11 protein-coding genes are annotated in these 16,220 nt (G+C 56.8%); 4 read left to right on the forward strand and 7 right to left on the reverse strand.

Annotated features, from left to right (window positions below; genetic code table 11):
* The first annotated feature begins 148 nt into the window (after positions 1-148).
* Complete coding sequence (locus ACR0DU_RS11170) at positions 149-1,813, forward strand: mechanosensitive ion channel family protein (protein ID WP_480874552.1); 1,665 nt, start codon at positions 149-151, stop codon at positions 1,811-1,813.
* 72 nt (positions 1,814-1,885) lie between these two features.
* Positions 1,886-3,178 carry a serine--tRNA ligase gene (gene serS / locus ACR0DU_RS11175; protein WP_480874555.1) on the forward strand — a complete coding sequence of 431 codons (1,293 nt, stop codon included), beginning with the start codon at positions 1,886-1,888 and terminating at the stop codon, positions 3,176-3,178.
* A 50-nt stretch (positions 3,179-3,228) separates the two neighbouring features.
* Here serS and ACR0DU_RS11180 read toward each other — a convergent pair whose 3' ends face one another.
* From ACR0DU_RS11180 to ACR0DU_RS11200, 5 genes are all read right to left on the reverse strand, one after another.
* Positions 3,229-3,885, reverse strand: a complete 657-nt coding sequence (locus ACR0DU_RS11180) for a helix-hairpin-helix domain-containing protein (protein ID WP_480874558.1) — start codon at positions 3,883-3,885, stop codon at positions 3,229-3,231.
* A 37-nt stretch (positions 3,886-3,922) separates the two neighbouring features.
* Positions 3,923-4,909, reverse strand: a complete 987-nt coding sequence (locus ACR0DU_RS11185) for a fatty acid desaturase (RefSeq protein ID WP_480606663.1) — start codon at positions 4,907-4,909, stop codon at positions 3,923-3,925.
* Positions 4,910-5,073: 164 nt separating this feature from the next.
* Positions 5,074-6,537, reverse strand: coding sequence for a ribosome biogenesis GTPase Der (gene der / locus ACR0DU_RS11190; RefSeq protein WP_480874561.1), 1,464 nt, complete (start codon positions 6,535-6,537; stop codon positions 5,074-5,076).
* A gap of 48 nt (positions 6,538-6,585) precedes the next feature.
* The gene (locus tag ACR0DU_RS11195; RefSeq protein ID WP_010442036.1) at positions 6,586-7,908 is read right to left on the reverse strand and encodes a PQQ-like beta-propeller repeat protein; all 1,323 of its coding nucleotides are present in this window, start codon (positions 7,906-7,908) and stop codon (positions 6,586-6,588) included.
* A gap of 41 nt (positions 7,909-7,949) precedes the next feature.
* Positions 7,950-8,621, reverse strand: coding sequence for a hypothetical protein (locus ACR0DU_RS11200; RefSeq protein WP_170540696.1), 672 nt, complete (start codon positions 8,619-8,621; stop codon positions 7,950-7,952).
* Between the two features lie 226 nt (positions 8,622-8,847).
* Here ACR0DU_RS11200 and ACR0DU_RS11205 point away from each other — a divergent pair, with 226 nt between their 5' ends.
* Both ACR0DU_RS11205 and ACR0DU_RS11210 read left to right on the forward strand, forming a co-directional pair.
* Positions 8,848-10,071 carry an efflux RND transporter periplasmic adaptor subunit gene (locus ACR0DU_RS11205; RefSeq protein WP_010442034.1) on the forward strand — a complete coding sequence of 408 codons (1,224 nt, stop codon included), beginning with the start codon at positions 8,848-8,850 and terminating at the stop codon, positions 10,069-10,071.
* Positions 10,068-13,883: an efflux RND transporter permease subunit gene (locus tag ACR0DU_RS11210; RefSeq protein WP_480874566.1), complete on the forward strand. Its 3,816-nt coding sequence runs from the start codon at positions 10,068-10,070 to the stop codon at positions 13,881-13,883. Before ACR0DU_RS11205 ends, ACR0DU_RS11210 begins: the two co-directional genes overlap by 4 nt.
* A 46-nt stretch (positions 13,884-13,929) precedes the next feature.
* Here ACR0DU_RS11210 and ACR0DU_RS11215 read toward each other — a convergent pair whose 3' ends face one another.
* Both ACR0DU_RS11215 and ACR0DU_RS11220 read right to left on the reverse strand, forming a co-directional pair.
* Positions 13,930-14,253 (reverse strand): hypothetical protein, encoded by a 324-nt coding sequence (locus tag ACR0DU_RS11215; RefSeq protein WP_010442032.1) that lies wholly within the window; start codon positions 14,251-14,253, stop codon positions 13,930-13,932.
* 136 nt (positions 14,254-14,389) lie between these two features.
* Positions 14,390-16,201, reverse strand: a complete 1,812-nt coding sequence (locus ACR0DU_RS11220) for an ABCB family ABC transporter ATP-binding protein/permease (protein WP_480874567.1) — start codon at positions 16,199-16,201, stop codon at positions 14,390-14,392.
* Between the last annotated feature and the right edge of the window lie 19 nt (positions 16,202-16,220).

The raw sequence follows: 16,220 nt of genomic DNA on the forward strand, positions 1-16,220 counted from the left end.
TTGGCGCGAACCTATGCTTTGGTTCAGACGTTTGCAAGCAAACGCATCTGCAATTCACCTATCAAGTGCACAGGATTGATGCGGGACGTTGCAGATATGTTCTAGGCAGCCCCGGCAAGTCGGATATAGTTGTGGCCAGGGGGGCCCAATGATTCAATTAATCCAGACCTTTGGCAAGTTTATTCGCCTAATCCTTTTGACGGTTTCTCTTTGTCTCTTGGCACCACCACTTTGGTCACAGAACGTAATCGGAGAAGAACAAAACACAGAGGATTCTGAAACACAGACCTTTCAGGCTCCAGTTATCGTTGATGGCGATACCCTGTTTCATGTGCGCGGCTCCAGCGCTTTGCCCGCAAACGAGCGGGCGGAGGGTGTTCAGAACAAGATCATAGAAGTAGCCGAATCCTCGGATGCAAAGAAAGTTTCGATAACCTTCGAGGACTCTGAATTCGGGATCCGGATATTTGCCGATGGCATCCAGGTTTCGATCGTGACCGATGCGGATTCCGAACTTGAACAAATGGATCTGAATGTTCTCGGGTTATTGCACGGCCAAGCTATTGAACAGGCGATCGAAAACTACCGCGCCAATCGCACGGAACAAGCACGCGTTTCGGGTGCTATCGAGGCCCTGGCCTGGACGCTCGGCTTCGCGTTATTCGTTGTCATCATTCTCTGGTTACACCGACGCATCAGGCGGCGGACGCTTAAACTGGTTAAACGCTATCTCAAAAACGTCGAAACCGCGACCGCCAAGAGCGTCCAGGCCGAGGCCATAGCGGCATTGATCCGGTATGCCCTGAATTTCGTATTGCTGGTGATCTTTTTCCTTGGCTTCTATTACTATCTCTCCTTCGTTCTGCTGGCCTTTGCCGAAACGCGATACTTTGCGCAATTGCTGCTGACCTACCTGACCGAGCCGGTCCTGCTGATCTTCAAGGGTATCCTCAGCTATTTCCCGAACCTGATCATGCTGGTGCTTATCACCTGGATAACGATGTATATCATCCGGGGAATGCGCGTGTTCTTTGACGCAGTCGAAGCGGGATCGTTCGATCTTGGCGATTTCGAGAAACACTGGATTGGCCCCACGTTTAACATTGCCCGGGTTGTTGTGATACTGATCGCACTGGTCTTTGCTGTCCCTTACATTCCCGGATCAGACTCTGCGGCCTTTCAGGGACTGACTATCCTTGTCGGCGCGATGCTTTCGCTGGGCGCGAACTCGGTGGTCTCGAATATGCTGGCGGGGCTTTTCGTGATTTATCGCCGCTCGACTTCGCTCGGGGACCGTATCCAGATCGGAGACCACATCGGAGATGTAGTGCAGATCAAGCTGATGGAGACACATCTGAAGTCGATCAAGAATGAGCTGATCTCGATCCCGAACGCGCAATTGATGAATTCGGACGTGGTGAACTTCTCGAAAAAAACCGATGGCAATGGGTTGCTGCTACATACAACGGTTGGGATCGGATATGAAGAACCGCCCGAGAAGGTCGAAGCGATGCTGATCGAGGCCGCACATCGTACCAAGAGCATCAAAGCCAAACCCGAACCCTTTGTTTTGTGGACTGCTTTGGCGGATTACGCGATCAATTATCAGATCAACGGATATAGCACACGGGGCAGTATCATCCCGAAGATCCGCTCGGATTTGCATCGCAACATCGTTGCCGTGTTCAACGAAAACAAGGTGCAAATCATGACACCTTCGTACATGGCTGATCCGCCCGAGCCGAAGATCCCAGCGGAAGAGTGGGATGGCCATCTGGCACATGAAACGCACGACGAAGCGGATAAGTCGTAACCGGCGCTACACCCTTCCTTTCAGATGGTGCATAAGCGGTTTCAGTGATTCACGCATTTAAGGATCTGAACCATGCACGACATCCGCGCCATTCGCGAAAACCCAGCCGCCTTCGACGCCGCCCTTGCGCGCCGTGGGGACGCGCCGGTGTCGTCAGACCTGCTGAGGCTAGACGAAAGCCGCCGCGCGAAAATCCTCGCGGCCGAGACGGCGCAGGCGGAGCAAAACAAGGCCTCCAAAGAGGTTGGTGCCGCCAAAGGGCGCGGCGATGAGGCCGAATTCGAACGTCTGCGCGCGCTGGTGGCCGAGAAAAAGGCCGAAGTGGCCCGGATGCAGACCGAAGCCAAGGACCTGGACGCTCTGCTGACCGACCAGTTGATCCGTATCGCCAACCTGCCGGCAGAGGATGTGCCCGAGGGCGCGGATGAGAATGACAATGTCGAGATCAGCCGCTGGGGCACGCCGCGTGAACTGGATTTTGCCCCGAAAGAGCATTTTGAAATCGAAGCCGTTCAGAACGGTATGGATTTTGAGACGGCTGCCAAACTCTCTGGTTCGCGCTTTGTGCTGCTCTCGGGCGGCGTCGCGCGCATCCATCGCGCTCTGGCGCAATTCATGCTGGACACGCATATCAATGAGAACGAGCTGACCGAGGTTAACGGCCCGGTTCTGGTTCTCTCGGAAATGATGCAAGGCACTGGCCAGCTACCGAAATTCGGCGAGGACAGCTATCAGACCCGCGAGGGCTGGTGGTTGATCCCAACCTCCGAAGTGTCGCTAACTAACATCGTCAACGACACGATGATCGAGGAAAGCTATCTGCCCCGCCGTTATACCGCGCATTCCCTGTGCTTCCGGTCCGAAGCGGGCTCGGCAGGCAGGGACACGCGCGGGATGCTGCGTCAGCACCAGTTCGAAAAGGTTGAGATGGTCTCGGTCACGCATCCGGACAAATCGGACGACGAGCAAAAACGCATGCTGCGCTGCGCCGAAGGCATTCTGGAAAAACTGGGCATCCCCTATCGCACCGTCATTCTGTGCACAGGCGATATGGGCTTTGGCGCACGTCGCACCTATGACATCGAGGCTTGGCTACCCGGTCAGGACACCTATCGCGAGATCAGTTCGGTTTCGACCTGCGGTGATTTCCAGGCCCGTCGCATGAACGCACGCTTCCGGCCAGAAGCTGGCGGTAAGCCGGAATATGTTCACACCTTGAACGGGTCTGGTCTGGCTGTCGGGCGCTGCCTGATCGCCGTGCTTGAGAATGGCCAAAACGCAGATGGCACGGTGACCCTGCCTGAAGCCTTGGGCTCCTATCTGGGCGGCAAGCTTACGCTACAGATCGACGGTAAACTGGTATAACAAAACCGGCATCGATGATGCCGGTTCCCGATTGACAAGGCGAAGAAGAGTTACTTCTTCGCCTTTTTCTTATTGCTCTTCTTACCAGATTTTTTTTCAGACGTTTTGCCGGACTTTTTGTCAGACTTCTTCTTAGCGTCCTTCTTCTTGTTGTCCTTTTTGGGCTTTTTGTCTTTCTTGCCCTTCTTGGACTTTTCCTTGACCTTTTCCTTGGCTTTGGAAAATGCTGCTTCCATTTCGGATTTCTTCTTCGCAGCCTTCTCAGCCTTGGCTTTGGCCTTTGCCTTTTTCTTCGCCTTGGCCTCGGCAGCGACTCTCTCCGCCGCAAGGCGTTCTTCTGTGGCTTTTCGCTCGGCCTCGGCCTTGTTCGCGGCGGCATTGCTTTTTGCAGTTGCCCGACGTACCGCAGATTGCTTTGCTGCTGGCTTTTGCGTGGTTGAGCCGCGTGCTGGTGCACGATCCGCGGCCTTAGGCTTGGCACCTGCAACAGCCTTCGCCGCTGCGATCAACTTGGTTGCGCGGGCAATACCGACGCGCGGAATACCAAGCATGTCTTCAGGTTTGGCCTTTGCTAAGGCTTCTGCTGTTTTGAAGCCCTTTGAATTCAGCGTCCGCTCCAGCGTTGGCCCTACCCCACTCACGTCGGTAACTGCGGTCATGTCGGTTCCTTTCGTTGTCTCCCCTTGGCAACGTAAATGTTTTGGCATTGACGAAAAAGTAGAGAGAGTGACAGCATTTGTAACGTTAACCGCTTTCGGCCAGCCGGTGCTGTTCGGTTCTGTTAGGGAATGGGACAAGGCGTTTGGCTTCCTCATCCCAAAGCTTCAGGTTCAGTGCCGCCACTGCTTCGGGAAATTTGATCCGACGCGGCGTGTATTCCGGGGGTAAGTTATAGTGGCACGCGCGCAGACGATAGGACGGAATGCGCGCATTGAAGTGGTGAATGTCGTGCAAGGTGATGCAAGCTACGGCATTGTCAAACCACCAACCGAAATCCAATGCCGATGATCCTTCCAGCGCTGCTAGCTTGGGGTCCAACTCAGGACGTCGGTCCCAATAGGTGTCTTCGAAATTATGCTGCAGATACACTAGAAACACACCAAGCATGCCCCCGAGCAGAGAAAAGACCAACCAGACTAAAATACCGGTGGCGCCTGCAATCAGGTAAAGCAGTCCCAGAAACACGATAATTGAGAGGTTATGCAGCAGTACACCCATCACCCCAAACCGAACAGTATTCTTGGGCCAGCGATAGCGAATGAAGTAGGTGAACAAAGCACCAATCGGCACAAGAATGAACGGGTTCCGGTAAAGCCTATAAAACAGACGCGTTTTCCAATCGGCTTCGTTCCATTCGCGCAGCGTCATTGTGTGAATTTCACCTGTCTCGCGATGTTCGAGGTTTCCGATCCCAGCATGGTGCAGATTATGGTTCTGCTTCATCACTTCGAACGGGGCGAAGGTAAATGGCGACAATCCGTGGCCAGCCCATTCGTTTTGCAGACGGGTTTCAAACAGCGAATGGTGACCGCAATCATGCTGCAGCACGTATAGACGGACTGCAGAAAAGGCAAAAACGATCCCTGCCGGAATCATGACATACCACTGGTCCACATACGTGATCGCCAAAGCCAGCGATGCGAAATACACCGCAAATGTTCCGAAATAGCTAAGGGCGGCAAGCGTATTGTCCTGTACCGCGTATTGTCTTGTATATTCTCTCAGATCCATCACGCCCGCTCCCCAGGGTGGTCCGACCAATCTCAAACTCAAATTACGTGCGGCAAACCCGCAATCAAGCAGCACGTGCAAATACAAATGCACGCACTTGAATGCTAGCGCGCGGAAACGGGGCTGTCACGCCCCCTCACTGAAAATGCTGAAAATTAGCGCGGTTACGCGCGTCCCTTGAGATGCTTGGCCAAGGCGCCTGCGTTCTTCTTGCGACGGCCCTTGTAGGGGTTCTTGTCGCCCTGCCCACGCAAAGTCAGGCGTATCGGGGTGCCCGGCATGTCAAAATCCTCGCGCAACCCATTGACCAGATAGCGGTTGTAGCTTGCGGGCATCTTGTCGGGATGCGAGCACATCACGACGAACCCCGGTGGGCGCGTCTTGGCCTGAGTCATATAACGCAGCTTAATCCGACGACCCTGCGGCGCTGGAGGCGGGTGCTGTTCCAGCATGGCGGTCAGCCAACGGTTCAGCGCTGCGGTCGGCACGCGGCGGTTCCAAACGTCATGAGCACGCAGGATCGCGGCGCGTAAACGCTCCAGCCCCCTACCTGTTTTGGCCGATACCGTGATCAGAGGCGCACCACGCAGTTGTGGCAACAAACGGTCAAACGACTCTTTCAGGTCACGAAGTTTTTCTTGCTTGTTGTCCTCGATGTCCCACTTGTTCACGGCGACGACCACGGCGCGGCCTTCGCGTTCAGCCAGATCGGCGATCCGCAGATCCTGCTGTTCGAACGGGATGGCCGCGTCCAACAGAACCACGACGACTTCGGCAAACTTGACCGCCCTCAGACCATCCGAGACCGAGAGCTTCTCCAACTTCTCCTGCACCTTGGCCTTCTTGCGCATCCCTGCTGTGTCGAAGATCCGCATCGGTGTGCTGTCGCCATCAGGGTCAGCCCAATCGATCCGCAAGCTGATAGCGTCACGGGTAATCCCGGCCTCGGGGCCGGTCAGCAGACGATCTTCCCCGATGATCTTGTTGATCAAAGTGGATTTACCGGCATTTGGCCGCCCAACCACAGCCACCTGCAGAGGTTTATCAGCCGTGATCAAAGGGGCTTCACCCTCGCCATCCTCGTCCAGTTCGATATCAATTTCGGGGCTGTCGTCCTGTGCCGTTTCCGCCGCCGCATCCGCCAGTGGCATAAGTTGGGCATAGAGATCGGTCATCCCCTCGCCATGCTCGCCAGACAGGCGCACCGGTTCGCCAAGACCAAGGTTGTATGCCTCAAGCACACCCGCATCGGCCGCGTTGCCTTCGGCCTTATTGGCGGCAAGGATCACATGCTTGGATTTTTTGCGCAGGATATCAGCAAACATTTCATCGGTCGGCGTAAGCCCTACCCGCGCGTCGATCATGAACAAGCAAACATCAGCCATGTCCACAGCACGCTCGGTCAGTCGCCGCATCCGGCCCTGCAGGCTGTCATCGGTCGCGTCCTCAAGACCCGCCGTATCGATCACAGTAAAGCGCAGATCTCCCAAACGGCCCTCGCCTTCGCGCAAATCACGTGTCACGCCAGGCTGGTCGTCGACCAAAGCCAGACGTTTGCCCACGAGGCGATTGAATAGGGTGGATTTGCCCACATTCGGGCGCCCCACAATGGCGAGGGTCAGCGACATGTTCTCATCTTTCAAGACTCAAGAAGCGCCCTTTAGCGCATCTTGTCGTCAACGGAAAGCGTGCAATTCGCCCTTGGTCGAAACGACATAGAGCGTCTGACCCGCCACAACCGGCGCAGTGGTCGCGCCGCCCGGCACTTCGATCTGATGGACCAACGCGCCGTCAGCTGGATTGAAGAAGCGTAGATACCCATCGTTCGAAGCTACAACCAGCCGCCCTCCGGCCATGATCGGGCCGTAATGAGCAAAGATCGGACCCCGACGGCCCGGCTTGTTCTTGACGAATCCGGGCAGATCGATTGCCCAGACAATCGAGCCATCCGCTGCGTCCAGACGCACCAGTTGGCTGCGATCGCTGATCAGGAATACACTGTTTCCTGCTGGCCAGACCGTATCAACCGCACCTTCCAGAGCGGTCCAGTTCCGCTCACCTGAACCAGTATCAAAGGAAACCGTACGACCCGAGTGGTTGCCGATCAGGATCGAATTGCCAGACACCATAGGCCCGGCTGTCACGTCTACGATCTGAGCCGCCGCGCGACCCCGGCGGCCACCCGCTACAGATGCGTTCCAACGCAAGATGCCTCCCCGGCGAAAAGTCGCGGCAATGTCACCCGACCCAAATGCAAAAACCGACAGGTCCGAAGCGATGACCGGCGCTGGTGCACCCAAAACGTTCCCGACGCTCGGAGTGCCGTCAATCTGCCAAATGATCCGGCCGTCCTTTGTGTTCACCGCCCAGCCGGTCTCGTCCCCGGCCACCAGATAGAGAATCCCGCCACTGACCAAAGGCGCGCCACTGCCGGTTGCATTCAAACGCTTTTGCCACTTTTGAGCGCCTGTTTTAGCATCTAACGCGGTCAAACGACCAAAACCCGATGAGACGTACAGCACACCATCGGCGTAAGCGAGCCCGCCCCCCGTGGCATCGACGTCTTTTTCATTCGGTGGAATCAGATTGGTGCTCCAGGCAACTTGCCCCTGTGGCGTCACCGCCGAAACAGTCGCACCGGAATCGAGCGTATAAATCAAACCACCAGCAACAACCGGGTCTGCAGTAATCCGCTGTTTCCGGCTGTCGCCGGAACCAATGTTGGCTGACCAGATACGCTGTGGCGTGGGGTTCAATGCGGCATTTGTAGTGCGAAATTCAGGGGTGCCTGGGCTTTGCGACCAGTTCGCGTTCCGGCTTTGGGCCGGAATGCTAATTGGCTTGGCGCCACGTGTTTCAACGGTTTCGTTGTCAACGGCGGCGCGAATATCCTCACGCTCACCGGGCAAAATAACCTCTGGTTCCTGACACGCGCTCAGCGCAGTCAAGGAAACTGCCGCGGCGACCAATCCAAAGCGTGAGAAATAACGTGTTACCATATTCGACAAACTCGCCTGTGATGTTCCGTTTCGCTGCCGGGTCAACCCTGCTGGGTTGCGACAGGCTCGGGCACACCCCCAAGCGCAATGATCAGTTGGGCTGCGCGTTGCTGTAGATCGGCGCTGGCTTCGGCGTCCTGGCGCAAAGCCTGCAAGCGATCCAACGCAGCCTGTGTACTTCCCTCGGTCACATCAATCAGGGCCAGTTGCTCCTCGGCAAGCAAGCGCAAAGGCGCACCGGGTATCGCAAGCGCCTCGAATTGTTGACGGCGATCTGCGACGGGCATCGTGTCGGCTTGCAGCAGCAACGCCTTGAAGCTTGCAATCGCCCGGTAGATTTCTGGCAAATCCCCCTGTGTAGCGATCGCGTTCAGGCTGTTCACAGCATCCTGTTGCGACCCTGCATCGGCCTGCGATGCAGCCAATAACATATTCAGAACCGCGTCACCTCCCGCAGATGAGGCATCGACCGCTCGCAGGCTGGCTGCGCGTTCATCGGATGCGTTCTGAGACAAAGCAGACAGAATCGCATCACCCAGAGCTTCGGCCTGGTTTGTATCGCGCGCCTTGCGGTATTCGTTGAATGCCGCGCCACCTACAATAGCAACGACAGCGACAACACCCACCCAACCCCATCGGCGCAATAGCAGGTACATGCGATCGCGGCGCACCTCTTCGGTGACCTCATCAATAAAACTGTCGACGTCGCTCATCCCTGCCCCCAGGCTTAAGTGTCCGGTTTTCTAGCGCCATGTCATACCGCGCCGTTCAGGCCAAGCCAAGTGCTCGAATCCACACATTTGCCCGCATCCGCATGGCCCTTGCGAAAAAAACTAAACCGAACTATTCAGTTCAGTATGGAAAAGCCGTGTCTATTACCCCATTTCAAGTGATAGAGGCGAAAGCCAGCCGCGCGAACAGATCTGGAGATTGTACCGCATGCGATTGATTTCATTCGTTAACGCTGTTTTGGTTATTATTGCGTTGTATTTTCTTGTATTCGAACGCGACACGCTTTTTGCGTTCGCTGGTCGCGGGGATGAGCCTGCTGAAGCCGCAACTGAGGTTTCGGAATCAGTGCCTGCTCCGGATGCGATAGGTGTTGTCGTGGTGCGTTCGACTGCGCGCGAAATCGGCAGTGCGGTCCAGTTGCGCGGTCAAACCAAGGCAAATCGCCAGGTCGAGGTACTGGCTGAGACGATCTCGACCGTCGTGTCCGAACCTAAACGCAAAGGCGCATTTGTCGAAGCGGGTGATCTACTGTGTGAGCTGGATCCCGGCACCCGCCCCGCAAGTCTGGCCGAAGCGATGGCTGCAAAACTTGAGGCCGAAAGCCGTGTCCCCGAAGCCGAAGCACGTATCGAAGAGGCTCATGCTCGTCTGGCCGAGGCTGAAATCAATCTGAAAGCAGCGCGCAAGCTGTCTGAAACCGGGTTCGGTTCGGAAACGCGCCGCATCTCGAGCGAGGCCGAAATGAGCACCGCCGAGGCTGGCATCAAATCCGCTGAGGCTGGTCTGGAATCAACGCAAGCGGGCATTGAAGCCGCCACTGCAGCGGTTGCGGCCGCCCAACGCGAGATGGATCGCCTCACTATCGAGGCACCGTTTAAGGGGCTGCTGGAAAGCGATACCGCGGAATTGGGCAGCCTGATGCAGCCCGGTTCGCTGTGTGCGACCATTATCCAGCTCGACCCAATCAAGTTGGTGGCTTTTGTGCCTGAAACCGAAGTGAACCGGATTATCGTCGGTTCGATGGCGTCTGCACAACTGGTCACAGGCTTGCAGGTCGAAGGGCGCGTCACCTTCCTGAGCCGCTCGGCCGATGAAACCACCCGCACGTTCGAGGTGGAAATCACCGTTCCCAACCCGGAACTTCTGATCCGTGATGGCCAGACCGCCAATATCCAAATCGCTGCCGAGGGCGTCAAAGCACATCTGCTGCCGCAATCCGCGTTGACCCTGAACAATGAGGGCGAACTTGGTGTACGCACCGTTGTCGCTGACAACGTTGTCGATTTCGTCCCGATCCGCCTGCTGCGCGACACTGCCGAGGGTGTTTGGGTTGGCGGCCTGCCAGAATCCGCCGATATTATCGTGATCGGTCAGGAATTCGTGACACGCGGCGTAACCGTTGCGCCGACCTACAGGGAAGCATCGCAATGACGGGTATCGTCAGTTGGGCCGCAAGCCGAGCCAGAATGGTTCTGGCTTTCATCGCGATCTCGCTGGTTATCGGCGGATATGCTTATGTAGGGCTGCCGAAAGAGGGTGAGCCGGATATCGATATCCCGATGCTATTTGTATCGGTCCAGTTTCCGGGCATCTCGGCGGAGGATAGCGAGAGCCTACTGATCAAGCCGATGGAAACCGAGATGGCCGATCTCGACGGGCTAGATTCGATGACCGCCACTGCTGCTGAAAGCTACGCGGGCGTTCTGCTGGAATTCGAGTTCGGTTGGGACAAATCCGCCACCATCGCCGATGTGCGCGACGCCATGAACAGCGCACAAGCTGATTTCCCTGATGGGGCCGAGCAGTATACGATTACCGAGGTCAACTTCTCAGAGTTCCCCATCGTAATTGTTAACCTGACCGGACCGGTCCCCGAGCGCACTATGGCGCGCGTTGCCAAAGACCTGCAGGACGAGCTTGAGGCGTTGGATGCGGTGCTTGAGGCGGGCATTGCCGGAAACCGCGATGAAATGCTTGAGGTCGTGATCGACCCGCTCCGGCTTGAGGCGTACAACGTCACGGCCGCTGAACTGATCAACGTTGTGCAGAACAACAACCAACTGATCGCGGCGGGTGAGGTTGAAACCGAGCAGGGCACGTTCTCGGTCAAGATCCCTTCGTCATTCAAGACTGCACAAGACGTCTATGGCCTGCCCGTCAAGGTCAATGGCGACCGCGTGGTCACCTTGGGTGAACTGGCCGAGATTAACTATACTTTTGAGGACCGCGCAGGCACGGCCCGGTTCAACGGAGAATCCACAGTCGCGCTGCAGGTCGTCAAGCGCAAGGGCTTCAATCTGATCGACACCGTCGCGCTGATCAAATCCACCGTCGCAGAGGCTCAGACCAATTGGCCAGCCGAGTTGCAGGCCGCAGTTGATGTAGGCACCTCGAACGACCAAAGCCGCATCGTCGATTCGATGGTGCGTCAGCTTGAGGGGTCGGTTCTGACCGCCGTCGCGCTTGTGATGATCGTGGTTCTGGCATCTCTTGGAACGCGCGCCGCGTTGCTGGTGGGCTTTGCGATCCCGACATCGTTCCTGTTGTGCTTCGCCTTTCTGGCGATGATCGGGGTCACAATCTCGAATATGGTGATGTTCGGCCTGATCCTTGCAGTGGGTATGCTTGTTGATGGTGCCATCGTTGTGGTGGAATATGCCGACAAGCGCATCAAAGAAGGCGTCGGCCCGATGCACGCCTATGTCGAGGCGGCGCAGCGGATGTTCTGGCCGATTGTCTCATCAACCGCCACAACTTTGTGCGCCTTCCTGCCGATGCTGTTCTGGCCCGGTATTCCCGGCGAGTTCATGAAGATGCTGCCGATCACGCTGATCTTCGTTCTGTCGGCTTCGCTGATCGTAGCACTGATCTACCTGCCGGTCGTGGGCGGTGTGTCGGGCCGTATGAGCCGCAGCTTCGAGCGCAGTTCGAACTGGCTGCGGGCACGCGCGCCGTGGTGGCTGCGGGCGCTACTGGTGCCGCCTTCTCTGTACATGATCTTCCTCGGCGCGATGCAGGTATTGAACCCCAACTACCTGCTGCCCGGTGGTTCATTCGCGGGTGTGCTGTTGTTCCTGTTCGGCGCCTTCGCCGGGTCGGTCACGCTGAGCGCTGCCAAGATCGAACGGACCCCGGATGAACATGTGCATACCACAAAAGAGCACACGCCCTTTGGTTACGTGATCAAGTTCCTGGTCGGCAATCCGGTCATGCCGGTGGTATCAATCGCAGTAGTCTTTGCGGCGGTATTCTGGATCGCGTTCATCCTGTTCCCGCAGAACTCGCGCGGTGTAGAATTCTTCGTCGAGAGCGAACCGGAACAGGCTACAGCCTATGTTCGGGCGCGCGGCAACCTGTCTCTGGCTGAAAAAGACGAGATGGTTCTTCAGGCCGAACGCGTCATCAGTGAACATCCGGCAGTGATCAACGTATTTGCCTTTGCGGGCGAAGGCGGCCTGAATCAGAACAATGGCGGAGCAGAAGCCCCAGCCGACACCATTGGCCGTGTGCAGTTCGAGCTCATTCCTTGGGAAGATCGCCCAATCAGCTCTGAGCAGATTACCGGTTGGTTCTGGGGACCGATTGCTGGTCTGCTCGGCTTTGCAAAGGAGGAAGTTGCAGCCGAATATGACGGCAATTTTGTTCTGGAAGAACTCACCGCAGAGTTAGCAACTCTTCCCGGCTTCATCGTTGATATTCAGGCACTGGAACAAGGTCCCGCCTCGGCGAAGCCCGTTCATCTGCGGATCAAGGGCGATAGCTGGGAGGAATTGACCGCGGCCACGCTCACAGCGCGCGAGGCGTTTGACACCACCCCCGGCCTGATCAAGATCGAGGACACCCTGCCCCTGCCCGGTATCGATTGGCAGATCGACGTGGACGTGGCGAAAGCCGGCCGGTTCGGCGCTGACGTCGCAACCGTAGGAGCGATGGTACAGCTTGTGACGCGCGGCATCCTGCTGGGTGAAATGCGTCCGGATTCCACAGACGAAGAGGTCGAAATCCGCGTCCGCCTGCCCGATCAGGATCGCGTCTTGTCGACGCTGGATACGCTGAAAGTTCGTACACCGGACGGGTTGGTCCCCCTGTCGAACTTTGTCACCCGCAAACCGGTGGCTAAGCTTGCCGAGATCAATCGCGTGGATCAACAGCGTTACTATGACGTGAAAGCGGATGTCGAACCGGGGCTGAGCAAGATCGTGACCACTGGCCCGGACGGCACAGAACTGCGTCTGGCCACCGTGCGCGCGATTGGCGAAGGTTCCACGCCAACTGGCACCACGATCACCAATATGGACGGAGCCGAGTTCGAACTCGTGAAGCTGACGGGCGCCGAGAATGTGGGCGAGGTGCGGGCCGCCATCGAAAGCGGTGACGCTCGGTTTGCCCTGATCAATCCGAACGAACGGATTGCTGTACTGACCGAATGGCTGCAGACCGACCCGTTCGGCCGCACCATCGCGTGGGAGTGGACGGGTGATCAGGAAGATCAGGCCGAAAGCCAGGCTTTCCTCTCCAGCGCGTTTCTGGCTGCTTTGGGTCTGATGTTCGTGATCCTGCTGGCGCAGTTCAACTCATTCTACAACTCGGTGCTGGTGCTGCTGGCCGTGGTTCTGTCTACCACCGGCGTGTTGCTGGGCATGATGGTCATGCAACAACCGTTCTCGATCATCATGACCGGGACCGGGATCGTCGCCTTGGCTGGTATCGTTGTGAACAACAACATCGTTCTGATTGACACCTATCAGGAATACAGCGGTTACATGTCGCGTATCGATGCCATCGTCCGCACCGCCGAGGCGCGTATCCGTCCGGTTCTGTTGACCACGTTGACGACCATGGCGGGTCTGACGCCAATGATGTTCGGCCTATCGCTGGATTTCATCGGTGGCGGATATTCGATCGATAGCCCTACGGCTCTGTGGTGGAAACAGCTGGCGACGGCGGTGGTCTTTGGCCTCGGCACGGCCACGGTGCTGACGCTGATCGTCACGCCTTCATTCCTGGCGCTACGGGTGTGGGTCACAACCTACGCGGTATGGCTGGGTAGGGCGCTGGCGCGCGCCACGGCGGGACGGTCCAGCCAGATCGCGCAGGACATGGCAATCGGCCAAAGCGCGCGAGATGTGCAAGCAGCCGAGATGATCTGGACCGATGAACCGGACAGAGTTGCCCCTGATCAGAGCGCTCTGGACGACCGGCCAGATCATCCGCCAACAACCCCGCTGAAGGCGGCGGAATAAAAAAAGGCGAGCCCTCGGGCTCGCCTTACCGTTTCTGGCAGAAGTGTTATTCGACGAACGCGTATTCGCCCAGATCGCACAGGTTCAGACCATAGTCTTCAATCGATTCTCCGTCGCTGAAAACACCGCGGATGTCATAGACACAGGTGGTTAGCCCGTCCGCGATGAGGACGCCCACTTCGTAATCCGCACCCAGATAGCCACCCTCAAGCAGATTGCCTTCCCAGCTGCCGGACGAGGCCGGAGACACGTTGAACTCAACCAGATCATAGCTGGTTGAGTTGATGATCAAGAATTCCAGATCCTCAGCTGCTGCCGAAGTCGCCATCATTAGTGTTGCAGCCAACACCGCCGCCGCTCGCATTTTCATAAGGTTATCCCTTGTCTTTGTTTCGGCCCGCACAGTGTCGCGGCGGCGGGCCCGCGTCAAACGGAAAACCGTATCGCAGCGACCGATTTTCTTATAAACTGATCCGCACAATCATCAGTTGTAAGGGCCGTTGGGCTCAGGCCGCTTGGCTGTCGGATTGCTGACGGCTCCACAGCTGGGCATATCGTCCCTCATGCCCCAGCAACTCATCATGCGTGCCCTGCTCGATGATCTCACCTCGCTCAAGCACAACAATCCGGTCTGCTTCGGCAATTGTGCTAAGACGATGAGCGATAGTGATCACCGTCCGGCCCTCCCCTGCACGTGCCAGAGCGTCTTTGATGTCTTGCTCGGTTTCCGTATCCAAGGCCGAGGTCGCCTCGTCCAGCAACAAGATCGGCGGGTTTTTCAGAAGCGTTCTGGCGATACCAACGCGTTGTTTTTCACCACCTGATAATTTCAAGCCACGTTCACCGACCTTGGTGTCATACCCTTCGGGCAGACTGACGATGAAATCGTGAATCTGCGCGGCTTTGGCAGCCGCCTCAACATCCGCCTGGGTGGCCCCTTCGCGCCCATAGGCGATGTTGTAGCGGATCGTATCATTGAACAGAACCGTATCCTGCGGAACCACCCCGATCGAGGCATGCAGGCTCGATTGGCTGACATCGCGCACGTCCTGTCCGTCGATCTTCAATGCGCCGCCTGTGACGTCATAGAACCGGAACAGCAGCCGCCCAATGGTGGATTTACCTGAACCTGTCGCCCCGACAATCGCCACGGTCTGCCCGGCAGGCACCGTCAGCGATACACCCTTCAGGATTTCGCGATCCGCTTCATATCCGAAATGCACGTTTTCAAGCGTGACCTCTCCACCATCTACCTTGAGGTTTGGCGCACAAGGTTTGTCTGTCACTTCTGCCGGTTGTTCGAGCAGATCGAACATCTGCCCCATATCCACCAGTGACTGCCGGATCTCGCGGTAAACCGTGCCCAGAAAGTTCAGCGGAACCGTAATCTGGATCATGTATGCGTTGACCATCACGAAGTCGCCCACAGTCAATGATCCTTTCTGCACGCCTATGGCGGCCAGAACCATCACCCCGATCAGACCACAAGTGATCAGGAACGATTGGCCGAAATTCAGGAATGCCAGCGAATAAGCCGTCTTCAGCGCAGCCTGGGCATAGCCTTTCATCGAGACATCATAGCGTTCTGCTTCGCGCATCTCGGCATTGAAATATTTAACCGTTTCAAAGTTTAGAAGGCTGTCGATGGCGCGCTGATTGGCTTCGGTATCCTGATCATTCATCTCGCGCCGCAACTTCACGCGCCATTCAGTCACCGCAAATGTGAACCAAATATAGAGCGCGATCGTCACCGCGACTACGACCAGATACCAGACATCAAACAGCCACAGCAGTATGACCGACACCAGAAGCAGTTCCAGGATCAGTGGCCCAATCGAGAAGAGCAGAAAACGCAAAAGGAATTCAACGCCCTTCACCCCGCGCTCGATAATTCGGCTCAGACCACCCGTACGCCGCGTCACGTGATAACGCATCGAAAGCTGGTGAATATGCTGAAACGTCTCAAGCGCCAACGCCCGCAACGCGCGTTGACCAACTGGTGCAAATAACGCATCCCGCAATTGCTGGAACCCGACGGTCATCATGCGGGCAACCCCATAGGCAACCGTCAAACCAATCGCACCCAGCGCAATCGGTGGCACGCCCTCACCCGCCAGTCCATCCACTGCGCCCTTATACAGGATCGGTGTATAAACAGCGATCAGCTTGGCCAGCACCAGCATCGCCATCGCCCAAACCACACGGCGTTTGACCCATGGCTCATCTTCAGGCCAAAGATAGGGTGCTACCTTGCGGATCGTGCGCCAGCCTGAACGTTGTTCGTCCGGCTCGGATTGAATCGCGGATGGTTGCCTCATCACGTACCTTAACTGCGGT

The sequence above is a fragment of the Ruegeria sp. G2 genome (genome assembly GCF_056533505.1).

What these genes read in the sequence shown, in the direction of transcription:
- ACR0DU_RS11170 (WP_480874552.1), top strand. Translation starts at nt 149, where the DNA reads ATGATTCAATTAATCCAGACCTTTGGCAAGTTTATTCGCCTAATCCTT.
- serS (WP_480874555.1), top strand. Translation starts at nt 1,886, where the DNA reads ATGCACGACATCCGCGCCATTCGCGAAAACCCAGCCGCCTTCGACGCC.
- ACR0DU_RS11180 (WP_480874558.1), bottom strand. Translation starts at nt 3,885, where the DNA reads ATGCCAAAACATTTACGTTGCCAAGGGGAGACAACGAAAGGAACCGAC.
- ACR0DU_RS11185 (WP_480606663.1), bottom strand. Translation starts at nt 4,909, where the DNA reads ATGGATCTGAGAGAATATACAAGACAATACGCGGTACAGGACAATACG.
- der (WP_480874561.1), bottom strand. Translation starts at nt 6,537, where the DNA reads ATGTCGCTGACCCTCGCCATTGTGGGGCGCCCGAATGTGGGCAAATCC.
- ACR0DU_RS11195 (WP_010442036.1), bottom strand. Translation starts at nt 7,908, where the DNA reads ATGGTAACACGTTATTTCTCACGCTTTGGATTGGTCGCCGCGGCAGTT.
- ACR0DU_RS11200 (WP_170540696.1), bottom strand. Translation starts at nt 8,621, where the DNA reads ATGAGCGACGTCGACAGTTTTATTGATGAGGTCACCGAAGAGGTGCGC.
- ACR0DU_RS11205 (WP_010442034.1), top strand. Translation starts at nt 8,848, where the DNA reads ATGCGATTGATTTCATTCGTTAACGCTGTTTTGGTTATTATTGCGTTG.
- ACR0DU_RS11210 (WP_480874566.1), top strand. Translation starts at nt 10,068, where the DNA reads ATGACGGGTATCGTCAGTTGGGCCGCAAGCCGAGCCAGAATGGTTCTG.
- ACR0DU_RS11215 (WP_010442032.1), bottom strand. Translation starts at nt 14,253, where the DNA reads ATGAAAATGCGAGCGGCGGCGGTGTTGGCTGCAACACTAATGATGGCG.
- ACR0DU_RS11220 (WP_480874567.1), bottom strand. Translation starts at nt 16,201, where the DNA reads ATGAGGCAACCATCCGCGATTCAATCCGAGCCGGACGAACAACGTTCA.